13 protein-coding genes and 1 pseudogene are annotated in these 14,813 nt (G+C 60.3%); 10 read left to right on the forward strand and 4 right to left on the reverse strand.

From position 1 onward, the window contains the following. Positions 1-21: 21 nt before the first annotated feature. Both BM110_RS20635 and BM110_RS20640 read right to left on the reverse strand, forming a co-directional pair. Complete coding sequence (locus BM110_RS20635; protein WP_092241784.1) at positions 22-1,701, reverse strand: GspE/PulE family protein; 1,680 nt, start codon at positions 1,699-1,701, stop codon at positions 22-24. Positions 1,702-1,784: 83 nt separating this feature from the next. Then, entirely contained in the window at positions 1,785-2,123 is a 339-nt protein-coding gene (locus tag BM110_RS20640) for a hypothetical protein (protein ID WP_092241787.1), read from the reverse strand. Between the two features lie 127 nt (positions 2,124-2,250). Here BM110_RS20640 and BM110_RS20645 point away from each other — a divergent pair, with 127 nt between their 5' ends. After that, on the forward strand, positions 2,251-2,721 hold the full coding sequence (locus BM110_RS20645; RefSeq protein WP_010207358.1) for an Lrp/AsnC family transcriptional regulator: 471 nt from the start codon (positions 2,251-2,253) through the stop codon (positions 2,719-2,721). A 19-nt stretch (positions 2,722-2,740) separates the two neighbouring features. Here BM110_RS20645 and BM110_RS20650 read toward each other — a convergent pair whose 3' ends face one another. Then, on the reverse strand, positions 2,741-4,108 hold the full coding sequence (locus tag BM110_RS20650) for a CYTH domain-containing protein (protein ID WP_092241790.1): 1,368 nt from the start codon (positions 4,106-4,108) through the stop codon (positions 2,741-2,743). Between the two features lie 158 nt (positions 4,109-4,266). On the opposite strand from BM110_RS20650, the gene argE reads away from it, so the two are divergent. After that, positions 4,267-5,415: an acetylornithine deacetylase gene (argE, locus tag BM110_RS20655; protein ID WP_071490438.1), complete on the forward strand. Its 1,149-nt coding sequence runs from the start codon at positions 4,267-4,269 to the stop codon at positions 5,413-5,415. A gap of 135 nt (positions 5,416-5,550) precedes the next feature. After that, positions 5,551-6,852, forward strand: a complete 1,302-nt coding sequence (gene argA, locus BM110_RS20660; RefSeq protein WP_071490437.1) for an amino-acid N-acetyltransferase — start codon at positions 5,551-5,553, stop codon at positions 6,850-6,852. 32 nt (positions 6,853-6,884) lie between these two features. Here argA and BM110_RS20665 read toward each other — a convergent pair. Further along, positions 6,885-7,488, reverse strand: a pseudogene (locus tag BM110_RS20665) (ABC transporter substrate-binding protein). Positions 7,489-7,858: 370 nt separating this feature from the next. Here BM110_RS20665 and BM110_RS20670 point away from each other — a divergent pair. The 7 genes from BM110_RS20670 (at position 7,859) to ssuB (ending at position 14,787) form a co-directional block, all read left to right on the forward strand. Continuing rightward, positions 7,859-9,229, forward strand: coding sequence for an OprD family porin (locus tag BM110_RS20670; protein WP_092241793.1), 1,371 nt, complete (start codon positions 7,859-7,861; stop codon positions 9,227-9,229). 290 nt (positions 9,230-9,519) lie between these two features. Beyond that, entirely contained in the window at positions 9,520-10,158 is a 639-nt protein-coding gene (locus BM110_RS20675) for a peroxiredoxin (RefSeq protein ID WP_071490435.1), read from the forward strand. Between the two features lie 196 nt (positions 10,159-10,354). Next, positions 10,355-10,948, forward strand: a complete 594-nt coding sequence (gene ssuE, locus BM110_RS20680) for an NADPH-dependent FMN reductase (protein WP_058426479.1) — start codon at positions 10,355-10,357, stop codon at positions 10,946-10,948. Positions 10,949-11,043: 95 nt separating this feature from the next. After that, the gene (locus BM110_RS20685; RefSeq protein WP_071490434.1) at positions 11,044-12,012 is read left to right on the forward strand and encodes a sulfonate ABC transporter substrate-binding protein; all 969 of its coding nucleotides are present in this window, start codon (positions 11,044-11,046) and stop codon (positions 12,010-12,012) included. Between the two features lie 25 nt (positions 12,013-12,037). Then, positions 12,038-13,186 (forward strand): FMNH2-dependent alkanesulfonate monooxygenase, encoded by a 1,149-nt coding sequence (gene ssuD / locus BM110_RS20690; protein ID WP_093514093.1) that lies wholly within the window; start codon positions 12,038-12,040, stop codon positions 13,184-13,186. A 9-nt stretch (positions 13,187-13,195) separates the two neighbouring features. Beyond that, positions 13,196-13,984 carry an aliphatic sulfonate ABC transporter permease SsuC gene (ssuC, locus tag BM110_RS20695; protein WP_093514094.1) on the forward strand — a complete coding sequence of 263 codons (789 nt, stop codon included), beginning with the start codon at positions 13,196-13,198 and terminating at the stop codon, positions 13,982-13,984. Next, the gene (ssuB, locus tag BM110_RS20700; RefSeq protein ID WP_092241799.1) at positions 13,981-14,787 is read left to right on the forward strand and encodes an aliphatic sulfonates ABC transporter ATP-binding protein; all 807 of its coding nucleotides are present in this window, start codon (positions 13,981-13,983) and stop codon (positions 14,785-14,787) included. The genes ssuC and ssuB overlap by 4 nt, the downstream gene beginning before the upstream one ends. Positions 14,788-14,813 lie beyond the last annotated feature (26 nt).

Below are 14,813 nucleotides of genomic sequence, written 5' to 3' on the forward strand. Positions count from 1 at the left end.
TTGTCACCGATAAGAACGGTTTCACTGCTTAACAAACAAAGGATTTGTTACCGAATCCCCGGGAGTCACCCGCAAGACTTCCGCCATCGTGGTGAGCCCCGCCGCGACCTTCCGCATGCCGGCCATACGCAAGCTGCGCATGCCGTGAGTCACTGCTGCCTGGCGCAGGGCCTGCACATCGGCCCCAGGCGTGATCAAAGTCCTGAGCGCTTCGTTCAAAACCATGATTTCGTAAACGCCGGCCCGCCCCTGATAACCGCTGTGTCGACATTCAACGCAACCGACCGCTTCATGGGCGTCACCCAACGCACGCTTGCAGTGGGGGCACAGAACCCGCACCAAACGCTGCGCCATTACGCCGAGCAAGGTGGCTTTGATCAAATAATGCGCAATGCCCAGCTCCTGCAGGCGGCTGATGGCGCTGGGCGCATCGTTGGTATGCAGGGTCGACAGCACCAGGTGCCCGGTCAATGCAGCCTGGATCGCCATTTCGGCGGTCTCCTGGTCGCGGATCTCGCCGATCATGATGATGTCCGGGTCCTGGCGGAGCAGGGCGCGGATGCCGCTGGCGAAGGTCAGGTCGATATTGTGCTGAACCTGCATCTGGTTGAACGCCGGCTCGACCATCTCGATCGGGTCTTCCACCGTGCACAGGTTGACTTCCCGCGTGGCCAATTGCTTGAGCGTGGTGTAGAGGGTGCTGGTCTTGCCTGAACCGGTAGGGCCGGTGACCAGGATGATGCCGTTGGTCTGGCTCGTCATGGCTTGCCAGCGTTGCTGGTCCTCAACCGATAAACCAAGCTGGTCAAAGCCCTTGAGCAGCACCTGTGGGTCGAAGATCCGCATCACCAGCTTTTCGCCAAATGCCGTGGGCAAGGTGGACAGGCGCAGCTCCACTTCTGCTCCGGTCGGGCTTTTGGTCTTGACCCTGCCGTCCTGGGGCCTGCGCTTTTCCGCCACGTTCATGCGGCCCAGGCTTTTGAGGCGGCTGACGACTGCCATCGTGACCTGGGGCGGGAACTGATAGACGTCGTGCAACAACCCGTCGATGCGAAAGCGCACACGGCCCTGTTCACGGCACGGTTCAATGTGGATATCGCTGGCACGCTGGCCGAAAGCGTACTGCAACAGCCAGTCGACGATGTTGACGATATGCGCGTCGTTGGCATCCGGCTCCTGGTCGCTGGCGCCGAGGTTGAGCAGTTCGTTGTTGCCCGGTGCCGCAACTTTTTGATCGGCGCCGCTGACGGACTTCGCCAGCCGGTAGAACTCGCCAATACAGCGCGTTATGTCATGGGGGTTGGCAACCACACGCTTGATCGAGCGCTTGAGCACCTGCGCCAGCCCGGCTTCCCAACTGGTGACGTGGGGCTGGGCGCTGGCGACGGTGACCGTCTGCGCGTCCACCGCCACTGCAAGGATGGCGTGGCGTTGGGCGAACGCATGGGACATCAGCGGCACGACCGTCGCCACATCGATCTTCAACGGATCGATGCGCAGGTACGGTTGCCCGGCATGCTGGGCCAGCCATTCGGTCAGGGTTTCCAGACTGGGGCCAAGGGCTGCGATGCTTTCCAGGGGATGCAAGGTGTTGCTGGCCGGCAGCGCCGACAACTGCTGTGCAACTTCCGGGGTGATCACTCGCCCTTCGAGCAAAGCCGGCAGCAGCTGACGCAGTTCCAATCGTTGATCAACCGGCATGGAGATTTTCCTGAGGGCAGTGGGCGTAAATCCCAGGCTAGCCAGCCCCTGAATATCTTCCTCCCGGCGTGTATTGCAGGGTCTTACTGAGCAACCGCCATCACTGCCTGAGGCGCCACGGAATCAGCCGACCACACGTCCAGTGTGCACACGCTGATCAGGTTTCGAATCTTTTCACCGATCACCTGGGCGCGGTGCCAGCTCAGGCCGTCCATCACGATGGCGATGTTCAACAGGTCTTCTTCGCGGTTGACTGTAACCTGCTGTGGCGTGAGGAATTGCAGAGCGAAATAGTTGAGTACCCGGCACACAACGTCGGGCTCCGCCTCGGCGACGATGTGGTAATGGGCCTGGCAATGGGCGCTGTTGACGGCCCACGCATCGACGCGGGTGGCGGGGTGGTTGGTTTCGACGGCATGCATGGGAAAGCTCCGGATTCGACTGGAGAAATTTTTACATTCGCGACGGGAGATTTCTTATCTAAGATGGGCCTTATTTGTCGAAAATCGAATCAATCAATTCAGAATAAGTGCGATGGAGGGTATTTATATGCACAGCGAGTTGGACGCCTACGACCGCCGTATCCTGGCCCTGTTGCAAGAAGACGCTTCGCTCTCCAGCGCGCAGATCGCCGAACAGGTCGGCCTGTCCCAGTCGCCTTGCTGGCGGCGTATCCAACGGCTCAAGGAAGAGGGCGTGATTCGTGGCCAGGTGACCTTGCTGGATCGCAAGAAGATCGGCCTCAACACGCAGATATTCGCCGAGGTGAAACTCAACGCCCACGGCCGCTCCAACTTCACCGAGTTCACCGATGCGATTCGCGGGTTCCCGGAAGTGCTGGAGTGTTATGTGCTGATGGGGGCGGTGGACTTTCTGCTGCGTATCGTCACCTCGGACATCGAGGCGTATGAGCGGTTTTTCTTCGAGAAACTGTCGATGGTGCCGGGGATTCAGGAGGTTAATTCGATTGTGGCTTTATCCGAGATCAAGTCCACCACCAGCCTGCCAGTATTGCGCTGACAGGCTGGTGATAGCGTCCTTACAGACGCAGCAGAGTCTTCCACGCCCGGTTCTGATACACCGCAATCGCCTGATGCATCCGCGCATCCAGCGACTCATCGGTAATCGGCTGGTTGGCCAGTTGCACCAGCTTGTTCAGCTCGCCGTACAGACGGTCCAGTTCCGGAATGTCGACCACCTGGCGCGCATGGTGCAGCCAGGCCTGGATGCGTTCGATACGCGGCAGTTGCTCGGCCAGGTCTTCCGGCTGTTGCTGGTAGCGCGGCAGTTGCAGGGCGACAGCGTCGTCGGCCAGCAGGCGCGGCAGCCAGTTGGTGATTTGCGCGGCGCCCTGGCGGTTGCCACGCACGGTGCGGTCGGCGGTCCAGCTGCGGGCGAGCAGCCAGCGTGAAGCGTTCAGTGAGAACAGGCCCCAGCGCACGTCGTCCAGTTCTTCGGCGAACTGTTCCGGTGCGGCTTTGCGGATGTCCTCGTCGTCATCACCGGCCTGTACCAGTGGACGCCAGTCTTCCAGCAGGGCATCGAGCGCGCTGCGCAGTTCGCTGGTGGACTGACGCGGTGCCGCCTGGCCAAGGCTGCCGACCAGGGCCCGCAGTTCGCCGAGGTTGTCGACCCAGTCTTGCAGCAGGCGCCAGTGGCCATTGAAACGGTATTGCTCGGCCAGGCGTTGGCTGCTGCCCAGCAGGTGCCACATGATCGCAGCGAAGGCATCGTCCAGCGGCATTTCAGCGTGGATCTGCGGCGCCGGCAGGCTCAGGGAGTAGCTGCTGGCGTCGTACAAGCGGTAGCCGCGCTCGGCCTTGCTGATATCGCACGGCATCAACGCCAGGGTCGCGGCCAGCTCGGCGGCCAACTCCAGCAGGGCGGCCGGTTCGCCTTCGCGCAGTTCCAGTTCCAGCTCGCAGATTTCTTCTTTCTGCTTGCCGACCACCACGTGGCCCAGATCCAGGGCGGCTTCGATCACCACCTTGGCCTTGCCGCGACCCCAGGCGATTTCGGCGCGCTCACGCACGAAGTCGGTGGTGAAGATCGGCTTGAGGGTCTTTTTGTCCAGCTCGGCCAGTTGCTCGGGCCAGCATTCGCCGTCGAGCTTCTTCACGTCGAGCTTGGCTTTAGGCAGTTCCCAGTTGTATTCGTTACGTTCCGACAAGCCGGCGACGCTCTGGCCGCGGGTCTTGAGGGTCTGGATGATGTCGTCACCGTCCTTGCGCAGGCGCAGGGCGACTTTGGCCTGGGCCAGGTCGCGCTCGGGGGTGTCGAAGTACTGGTTCATCAACTCACGGCGTTCCCAGCCACTTTTGTTGCGTTTTTTCAGGAGCGGGTGCTCACGCAGCGCGGCGAGGGTCTCGCGGCTGACGCGGAGCTTGATTTCAGTTTCTTTTTGCATGGCCGGAACATCCAGGATCGGGAGCGCAGCCGGGGAAATGAGTGGCTGCCAAGGTCGTGCAGTGTACAGGACTGAGCCCGGCAACGCGCCGCAACGGTTTATTGTGTCGTGCAGATGGCTCTATAGTGAGGCTCATCCGGGAAGTCGAGAGGCCGAGCATGCCGTTACCGTCCATGAAAGAGCAGTTTGCCGCGTTGATTGCCGCGCCATCCGTGAGCTGCACCCAGGCGTCTCTCGACCAGACCAACCGCCCGGTGATCGACTTGCTCGCCGCTTGGCTGGGGGATCTGGGTTTCGCCATCGACATCCAGCCAGTCAGCCCCGGCAAGTTCAACCTGTTGGCCAGTTACGGCAGTGGGCCCGGAGGCCTGGTGCTGGCGGGTCATAGTGATACCGTCCCTTATGACGCAGCGCTGTGGAAGACCGACCCGCTCAAGCTGACGGAAGTTGACGGCCGTTGGGTAGGATTGGGCAGCTGCGACATGAAGGGCTTTTTCGCGCTGGCCATCGAAGCGGTGTTGCCGCTGCTGGATCAGCCGTTCAAACAGCCGCTGCTGATTCTCGCCACCTGTGATGAAGAAAGCTCCATGTCCGGTGCTCGCGCACTGGCCGAAGCGGGCCGCCCGCTGGGTCGCGCAGCGGTGATCGGCGAGCCGACCGGCCTCAAGCCGATCCGCCTGCACAAAGGCGTGATGATGGAACGCATCGATATTCTTGGCCAAAGCGGCCACTCGTCGGACCCGAGCCTGGGCCACAGCGCGCTTGAAGCCATGCACGACGCCATCGGCGAACTGCGCGGCCTGCGCCTGGCCTGGCAGCGCGAGTACCGCAACCCTCAGTTCAGCGTGCCGCAACCGACCATGAACTTCGGTTGCATCCACGGCGGCGACAACCCCAACCGCATCTGCGGCCAGTGTTCCCTGGAGTTCGACCTGCGCCCACTGCCGGGCATGGACCCCCAGGTGCTGCGCGATGCGATCCGCCAGAAGCTCCAGCCGGTGGCCGAGCGCCATCAGGTCAAGATTGACTATGCGCCCCTGTTCCCCGAAGTACCCCCGTTCGAGCAACCGGAAGATGCCGAACTGGTACGGGTGGCGGAACGATTGACCGGCCATCGTGCCGAAGCAGTAGCGTTCGGCACCGAAGCGCCTTATCTTCAGCGCCTTGGTTGTGAAACCCTGGTGCTCGGCCCCGGCGACATCGCCTGCGCACACCAGCCGGGCGAATACCTCGAAATGTCACGCTTGACGCCTACAGTGCGTCTATTGCGGGAACTGATCGAACATTACTGCCTGAAACCTGCATAAATTAACCCCTGCCTGTTCGTACATAGAAGGAGAGTGAGCGTGTCGCCAAGCCTGTTCCGACGATAACCATCAGCCCGCCGTGCGCTTTCACGATTCATCCTTTTTCGGCTGCTTTTTATTACAGGCCCAGGTTCTATGCCCGACTACGTTAACTGGCTTCGCCATGCGTCCCCCTACATCAATGCCCACCGCGACTGTACCTTTGTGGTCATGCTGCCTGGCGATGGTGTGGAACATCCCAACTTCGGCAATATCGTCCACGACCTGGTGCTGCTGCACAGCCTGGGTGTGCGATTGGTGCTGGTCCACGGTTCGCGCCCACAGATCGAAGCGCGCCTTGAAGCGCGGGGCCTGACCCCGGCTTACCACGAAGGCTTGCGCATCACCGATGCCGCAACCCTGGAGTGCGTGATCGACGCGGTCGGCCATCTGCGTATCGCCATCGAAGCGCGCCTGTCGATGGACATGGCCTCGTCGCCGATGCAGGGCTCGCGCCTGCGCGTTGCCAGCGGCAACCTGGTGACGGCACGTCCGATCGGTGTACTCGAAGGCGTGGACTACCATCACACTGGCGAAGTGCGCCGCGTCGACCGCAAGGGTATCAATCGCTTGCTGGATGAGCGCTCCATCGTGTTGCTGTCGCCGCTGGGGTATTCGCCCACCGGTGAGATCTTCAACCTGGCCTGCGAAGACGTCGCCACCCGCGCCGCCATCGACTTGGGCGCCGACAAGCTGCTGCTGTTTGGCGCCGATATGGGCTTGATCGATGAGAACGGCCGCCTGGTACGCGAGCTGCGCCCGCAACAGGTGCCGGCTCACCTGCAGCGCCTGGGTAAAACCAACTATCAGGCCGAATTGCTCGATGCCGCCGCCGAAGCGTGCCGGGGTGGAGTAGGGCGCAGCCATATTGTCAGCTATGCCGAAGACGGCGCCTTGCTCACCGAGCTGTTTACCCGGGACGGCGGCGGTACGCTGGTGGCCCAGGAGCAATTCGAGCAGGTGCGCGAAGCGGCGATTGAGGATGTCGGCGGTTTGCTCGACCTGATCAGCCCGCTGGAAGAGCAGGGCATCCTGGTACGCCGTTCGCGGGAAGTGCTGGAACGTGAGATCGAGCAGTTCAGCGTGGTGGAGCGCGAAGGCATGATCATCGCCTGTGCAGCGCTGTATCAGATCGCCGATTCGGACGCGGGAGAGCTGGCTTGCCTGGCAGTGAACCCGGAATATCGCCATGGCGCTCGTGGCGATGTGTTGCTGGAGCGCATCCAGGCCCGTGCCCGGGCGCAGGGGTTGAAGACCTTGTTTGTCCTCACCACCCGCACCGCGCACTGGTTCCGTGAGCGGGGGTTTGTGCCGAGCAGTGTCGACCGCCTGCCGTCGGCGCGGGCGTCGCTGTACAACTATCAGCGTAATTCGAAGATCTTCGAGAAGGCCCTGTAACCCACACCCTGTAGGAGCCGGTTAACCGGCTCCTACAGGGTGCAGGGCTTGACGAATTTGTCGGTCACGAAGGCCGAGTCATCCGGCAGCACTACCTCGACCTTTCCCTGTTACTCCAAGAGCTGCGCCGTCTCCCCGATCGCCTTCGCCGTGCCGCCTTTTGGCAGCGTATCGGTTTGTTGTGCCTGGGCATCCGGGAATGTCGTGCCGGCTAGCAGCTCATGAATGTCTGCGGCGTCGGTGCCTGTCATTTTCGCGATTTTCTGCAGCGGTTTCGAATCTACTAATGAGAGGTTGAGACAAACGGCGTCGCGATGGTTTTACCGAACAAATCCTTGGGTGCGTCAATGTGGCTGTCCTTACGCACCACCGATGCTTCAGAAGTATTGATCTGGGCCGATACGATGAACGCGACGATGGATAGATTCCGTGATGCCGCTGCGGCAGCGGCGCTGGAACCGAGGTTGCCGATTTGCACGTCGCCCGAGGCGATGGCGGTTACGACTTCCGGCCCACTGTTGAATGGCGCCAGGCAATTTTCTAGCCGATGGGCAAATCGGCCGCTTTGACACCAAAAGAAACTATTAGTGACACAAAAACTGTAACAAATTGACGGGAGGATATGCGTTTGGCCATGATGGCGTCGCCTTTTTGATCGTGGGTGACGTATGCAACCTTACGGCCACACTAATCGATCTAAAAAAGTGCTAACAAATACCCTTTAGGAATTAGCTTGTGAAGCGGTTCGTCTACTCTGACGGGTTCGCGTCATGCAAAGGCTTATTCCCGAATCGTATGAAAAAGAATGAAATAATTCTTTTTGGGTGTATGAAAAACTCATTACCCTGCAGGGACCAAATCAACTGCGATTAGACGAAGGTAGTAGACACACAAGGTTACGATTGACTTGGTGGTCACTATCTGGCGCTAATCGCGCATCTGTGGATCGAGGGCGTCAGACCCGAGACCAAAGAAATACAAAAATTAGAAATGAGAGGAGCGGTACATGAAGAAGTCAACATTGGCGTTGGCCGTAGCTTTGGCTGCGATTGCCCAGCAGGCAAACTCCGCCGGTTTCATCGAAGACAGTAAGGCAACACTGGGGCTGCGTAACTTCTACATCAACACCGATAACCGTGACGGTCACCCTAACGCCACGTCCAACACGCGTAGCAAAAACGCTGAATGGGGCCAAGGCTTCGATCTACGTTTCATCTCGGGTTACACCCAAGGTACTGTGCAGTTCGGTGTTGACGCGATCGGTCTGTACGGCGTGCGTCTGGATTCGAGCCGTGCTGATCACGGTAACTACACTGGCACTGCTTCGGGCGGTACCATCTTCCCAAGCGACGGCAACAAAGCTGTCCACGATTACGCCAGCCTGGGCGTGACCGGTAAGGTGAAGATCTCCCAGACCGAACTGAAGTTGGGCACCCTGCAGCCAAAACTGCCGGTTATCGTGACCAACGATGGTCGTCTGCTGCCGCAAACCTTCCAAGGTGGCCAGATCACCACCAACGACATCAAGGATTTGACCTTGGTGGCCGGTCAGGTGGAAAAGGCCAAGGGCCGTAACTCCAGCAATAACGAAAACCTGTCGATTGGCGGCGCCAACGGTAGCTCCAACTACAACGCCGGCAAGTTCAGCAACAAGTTCTACTACGCCGGTGGTGACTACAAGCTGACCAAAGACCTGACTGCCCAGTACTACTACGGCAATCTGGAAGATTTCTACAAGCAGCACTTCCTTGGTCTGACCCACAACTGGGCAATCGGTCCAGGCGTTCTGAAGTCTGACCTGCGTTATTTCAACAGCTCGGACGATGGCAAGAACGGCAACACTGCCGCTTACTACTCCAGCGGTAACTACAACAACTTCAACGCGGGTAAAGGCAAGGTCGACAACAACCTGTACAGCGGCCTGTTCCTGTACACCGTTGCCGGTCACACCTTCGGTGGTGGTTACCAGGTCAGCAATGGTAGCAGCGACTTCCCTTGGTTGAACCAGGGCGACGGCTCGTCGGCTTACATCACTACCGACATGCAGATCCAGAAGTTCGCCCGCGCTGGCGAGCGTACCTGGCAAGCTCGCTACGCTTATGACTTCGCAAAAGTCGGTGTACCTGGCCTGACCGCTGGTGTTGTTTACCTCAAAGGTAGCGACATCGACACCATCGCCAACAACAATGGCCGTGCCGAAACCACTGGGCAATCCGAGTGGGAGCGCGACATCACTGTTGCCTATGTGATTCCGGAAGGCCCGCTGAAAAACCTTGGTGTTGCCTGGAAAAACGCTATGTGGCGTACCGACCTGGCGAACACCCGTTCCCAGGACGAAAACCGCCTGATCGTCAGCTACTCGCTGCCACTGTTCTAGTAGCGTGACGCTGTTGTAAGCCTGTAAAGCCCTGCCCGGTGCAACACCGGGCAGGGTGTCTTGCTTTCAAGTCGGGCCAAACCCCCGCAGGCCCTTCCTGACCCCTCTTTGTACAGCGTCTCAAGGCCTTCTCGAACCTTGAAAACGATGTTGCTCCTCGTCTGCCCCCGCGTCCAATGAACAGATTTTTAATATTCCTTTATCATCTAGATAAATTGATATTTATTCTTTTTAAATAATCCACAATCCATGCACAGTGGGCTCCATAAGCACTCACCAGGAGCCACACCATGAGCCTAAGACTGGGCGATATCGCCCCCGACTTCGAACAGGATTCCAGCGCCGGCACGATTCGTTTCCACGAATGGCTGGGCGATAGCTGGGGTGTGCTGTTTTCCCACCCGGCGGATTTCACCCCGGTGTGCACCACCGAGCTGGGTTTCACCGCCAAGCTCAAGGACGAATTCGCCAAGCGCGGCGTCAAGGCCATCGCCCTGTCGGTCGACCCGGTGGATTCGCACCACAAGTGGATCGAAGACATCAACGAAACCCAGAACACTGTTGTCAACTTCCCGATCCTGGCCGACGCCGATCGCAAAGTGTCCGACCTCTACGACCTGATCCACCCCAACGCCAGTGACACCCTCACCGTGCGTTCCTTGTTCGTGATCGACCCGAACAAGAAGATCCGCCTGACCATTACCTACCCGGCCAGCACCGGGCGCAACTTCCACGAGATCCTGCGGGTCATCGACTCGTTGCAGCTCACCGACAGCCACAAGGTCGCCACGCCCGCCAACTGGCAGGACGGTGATGAGGTGGTGATCGTGCCTTCGCTCAAGGATGAGGAAGAGATCAAGAGACGCTTTCCGAAGGGCTATCGCGCGGTGAAGCCGTACCTGCGCCTGACACCACAACCGAATCGCTGATCACATAGCAGGGGTTTTGAGGCCGTTTCGACGGCCTTTTTTTTCGGCTGCGATTTCATATCTGGTATATGCATTTTAAGAATAAACAAATGAAAAAATAAGATTTATAGATATATGAATCTGCTGATAAGGTCTGTTCCATCTTGGCGCCATCGTCACACAGCGAACCGCCGACACCTGCTCAAGGAATTCCTGCATGTTGGTCGTAACACTTGGAGGCAGCCCCAGCCAGCGCTCCCGCTCCGGGGTATTGCTGGATAAAACCCGTCAGTGGTTGCAAGACAAAGGCGTAGAAGTGGTGAGTTACCAGATACGGGACTTCCCGGCTGAGGACCTGCTGCATGCGCGCTTCGACAGCCCCAAGGTCATCGACCTGTTGCAACAAGTGGCTAACGCTGACGGCCTGGTGATCGCTACGCCGGTGTACAAGGCCTCGTTCTCCGGCGCGCTGAAGACCGTGCTGGACCTGCTGCCCGAACGCGCCCTGGCCCACAAGATCGTGTTGCCGATGGCCACTGGCGGCAGCATCGCCCACATGCTGGCGGTGGACTATGCCTTGAAGCCGGTGCTGTCGGCGCTGAAGGCTCAGGAATTGCTCCACGGCATCTTTGCCGAAGACAGCCAGATCGCGTATGGCGAAGGCAGTGCCCAGGCGCAGTTGGTGCCAGTGCTCGAACAGCGTTTGCACGAAGCCCTGGAAACACTGTACGGCGCCATGGCCCGTCGCCCGAAACCGCTGGACCCCCACGTGTTGAACGAACGTTTGTTGAGTGCTCGCTGGAGTATCTGAGCCTCACTGATATACCGAAACACTCACCTTACTCAGCCGCCAACGGCCAAGCAGGTGCAGCCAAAACCCCTAATCGCATTTTTGGAGAGAGCGCCATGCGCACTGTCATCCTGCGTCGTGGTCTGGTCGCACTGTTTGCTGCGGCTGTGTCCTTCGGCGCCATTGTTCAAGCTCAAGCGGCCGAGACCCTGCGGATCGGCTATCAGAAATACGGGACGTTGGTGCTGCTCAAGGCCAAGGGCACCCTGGAAAAACGCCTGGCGGCCCAGGGCGTGAATGTCCAGTGGACCGAGTTCCCTGGCGGCCCCCAGCTGCTTGAAGGCCTGAATGTCGGCTCCATCGACTTTGGCGTGACCGGCGAAACCCCGCCGGTGTTCGCCCAGGCTGCCGGTGCCGACCTGCTCTACGTGGCCTACGAACCACCGGCGCCGACCAGCGAAGCGATCCTGGTGCCGAAAGACTCACCGATCAAATCCGTGGCCGAGCTCAAGGGCAAGAAGATCGTGCTCAACAAAGGCTCCAACGTGCACTACCTGCTGGTGCGGGCCCTGGAAGATGCCGGCCTGAAATACACCGATGTGCAAACCGTATTCCTGCCGCCCGCCGATGCCCGTGCCGCTTTCGAGCGTGGCAGTGTGGACGCCTGGGTGATCTGGGACCCGTACCAGGCCGCCGCCGAGAAACAACTGCAGGCCCGCACCCTGCGTGACGGCACCGGCATCGCCGACAACCATCAGTTCTACCTGGCGACCAAACCGTATGCCGAACAACACCCGCAAGTGATCAAGGCGCTGGTGGAAGAAGTGCGCGCCGTGGGCGAATGGTCCAAGGCCAACCCCCAGGAAGTCACCGAACAAGTCGCACCGCTGCTCGGTCTGCCGGCTGACATCACCCTGACCTCGGTAAAACGCCAGGGCTACGGCGCGCTGTTCCTGACCCCGGAAGTGGTCGCCGCCCAGCAGAAAATCGCCGACAGCTTCTACCAACTCAAATTGATCCCCAAACCCTTGAGCATCAAGGACGTGATCTGGACGCCACCCGCCGCCGTTGCCAACGCGCCGTAATCCGACTTCTTCAGGAGACAACTCCATGAGCCTCAATATTTTCTGGTTCCTGCCTACCCACGGCGACGGCCATTACCTTGGCACCGCCGAAGGCGCTCGCGCCGTTGACCACGGTTATCTGCAGCAAGTGGCCCAGGCCGCCGATCGCCTGGGCTTCGGTGGGGTGCTGATCCCGACCGGGCGCTCCTGCGAAGACTCGTGGCTGGTGGCCGCTTCGCTGATCCCGGTGACCCAGCGCTTGAAATTCCTTGTCGCGCTGCGCCCCGGGATCATTTCCCCGACGGTGGCTGCGCGTCAGGCCGCGACCCTGGATCGTCTGTCCGGTGGCCGTGCGTTGTTCAACCTGGTGACCGGCGGCGATCCGGAAGAATTGGCCGGCGACGGCTTGTTCCTCAGCCATGAAGAGCGCTACCAGGCCTCGGTGGAATTCACCCGCATCTGGCGCCGTGTGCAGGAAGGCGAGACCGTGGATTACGACGGCGAACACATCAGCGTCAAAGGCGCCAAGCTGCTTTACCCGCCGATCCAGCAACCGCGTCCGCCACTGTACTTCGGCGGCTCCTCCGAAGCGGCCCAGGACCTGGCAGCCGAGCAGGTGGAAATGGTGTTGACCTGGGGTGAACCACCGGCCGCTGTCGCGGAAAAAATCGAACAGGTACGCGCCAAGGCCGCCAAGCTCGGGCGTACCGTGCGCTTTGGTATCCGCCTGCATGTGATCGTGCGTGAAACCAACGAAGAAGCATGGAAGGCCGCCGACAAACTGATCTCCCACCTGGATGACGACACCATCGCCCGTGCCCAGGCCTCTTTGGCACGCTTTGATTCTGTCGGCCAGCAACGCATGGCCGCGTTGCATGGCGGCAACCGCGACAACCTCGAAGTCAGCCCCAATCTGTGGGCCGGCGTTGGCCTGGTGCGTGGCGGTGCGGGGACGGCGCTGGTGGGCGATGGCCCGACCGTGGCGGCACGCGTCAAGGAGTACGCCGCGCTGGGTATCGACACGTTTATTTTCTCCGGTTATCCACACCTGGAAGAGTCGTATCGCGTTGCCGAATTGCTGTTCCCTCACTTGGATATCGAGCGACCCGAGCTGCCGAAAAGCGCCGGCTACGTCAGCCCGTTCGGCGAGATGGTCGCCAACGATATCCTTCCCAAAGCTGCGTCACAGAGCTGAGGCCGCCCCATGAGCTATGAAAAACTAAGCCACCGCGTGGCGCCCTGGGTACTGCCGGTGCTATTGCTCGCGGTGTGGCAGTTGTCGGTGTCGGCGGGGTGGTTGTCGACCCGTATCCTGCCGGCGCCCAGTGCCGTGATTGCTGCCGGCGTGCATCTGGTCGCCAGCGGTGAGATCTGGACGCACCTGGCGATCAGTGGCTGGCGTGCCGGCCTGGGGTTTTTGATCGGCGGCAGCATCGGCCTGGTCCTGGGCTTTATCACTGGCTTGTCGAAGTGGGGCGAACGCCTGCTGGACAGTTCGGTGCAGATGATCCGCAACGTGCCGCACCTGGCGCTGATTCCGCTGGTGATCCTGTGGTTCGGCATTGATGAGACGGCGAAGATTTTCCTGGTTGCCCTCGGCACGCTGTTCCCGATCTACCTGAATACCTACCACGGCATCCGCAATGTCGACCCGGCGTTGGTGGAGATGTCGCGCAGCTACGGCTTGTCCGGGTTCAGCCTGTTCCGCCAGGTGATCCTGCCGGGTGCGCTGCCGTCGATCCTGGTGGGTGTGCGCTTTGCCCTGGGCTTCATGTGGCTGACGCTGATCGTGGCGGAAACGATATCGGCCAGCTCCGGCATCGGCTACCTGGCGATGAACGCCCGTGAATTCCTGCAAACCGACGTGGTGGTGTTGGCTATCGTGATGTACGCCATCCTCGGCAAACTCGCCGATCTGGCTGCTCGTGGCCTGGAGCGTGTGTGGCTGCGCTGGCACCCGGCCTATCAAGTGAATAAAGGAGGTGCGGCATGACAGCTCAACAACCTCCGCGCCTGCTCAAGGGCATCCCCCTGGCGGTACGCAAGTTGCGCAAGGCCTTTGGCGCACGGGAAGTGCTCAAGGAGATTGACCTGCACATACCTGCCGGCCAATTCGTGGCGGTGGTCGGCCGCAGTGGCTGCGGCAAAAGTACCTTGCTGCGCCTGCTGGCCGGGCTGGACAAAGCCAGCGGCGGCGAGCTGCTGGCCGGTTCCGCACCGCTGAGCGAAGCGCTTGAAGACACGCGGTTGATGTTCCAGGAAGCGCGCCTGTTGCCATGGAAAAAGATCATCGACAACGTCGGCCTTGGCCTTAAAGGCGATTGGCGCCCCAAAGCGTTGGAAGCCCTGGAGGCGGTCGGCCTGGCTGAACGTGCCAACGAGTGGCCGGCGGCGCTGTCCGGTGGGCAGAAGCAACGCGTGGCCCTGGCTCGTGCGCTGATCCACCAACCGCGCCTGCTGTTGCTGGATGAGCCGCTGGGGGCGCTGGATGCCCTGACCCGCATCGAGATGCAGCAACTGATCGAAAACCTGTGGCAGAAGCATGGCTTCACCGTGTTGCTGGTAACCCACGATGTCAGCGAAGCCGTGGCAATTGCCGACCGCGTCATCCTGATCGAAGACGGCGAAATCGGCCTCGACCTGATCGTCGACCTGCCACGCCCGCGTGCACGGGGCTCACATCGCCTGGCCGCGTTGGAAGCTGAAGTGCTCAACCGTGTGCTGTCGTTGCCCGGCTCGCCACCGGAACCCGAACCTGTTTCACCGCTGCCTACGCAATTGCGTTGGGCTCAATAACTCACTCGTCCCCTGAAGGAAGAACA

The sequence above is a fragment of the Pseudomonas sp. NFPP28 genome, assembly GCF_900115535.1.
GTDB lineage: Bacteria > Pseudomonadota > Gammaproteobacteria > Pseudomonadales > Pseudomonadaceae > Aquipseudomonas > Aquipseudomonas extremorientalis.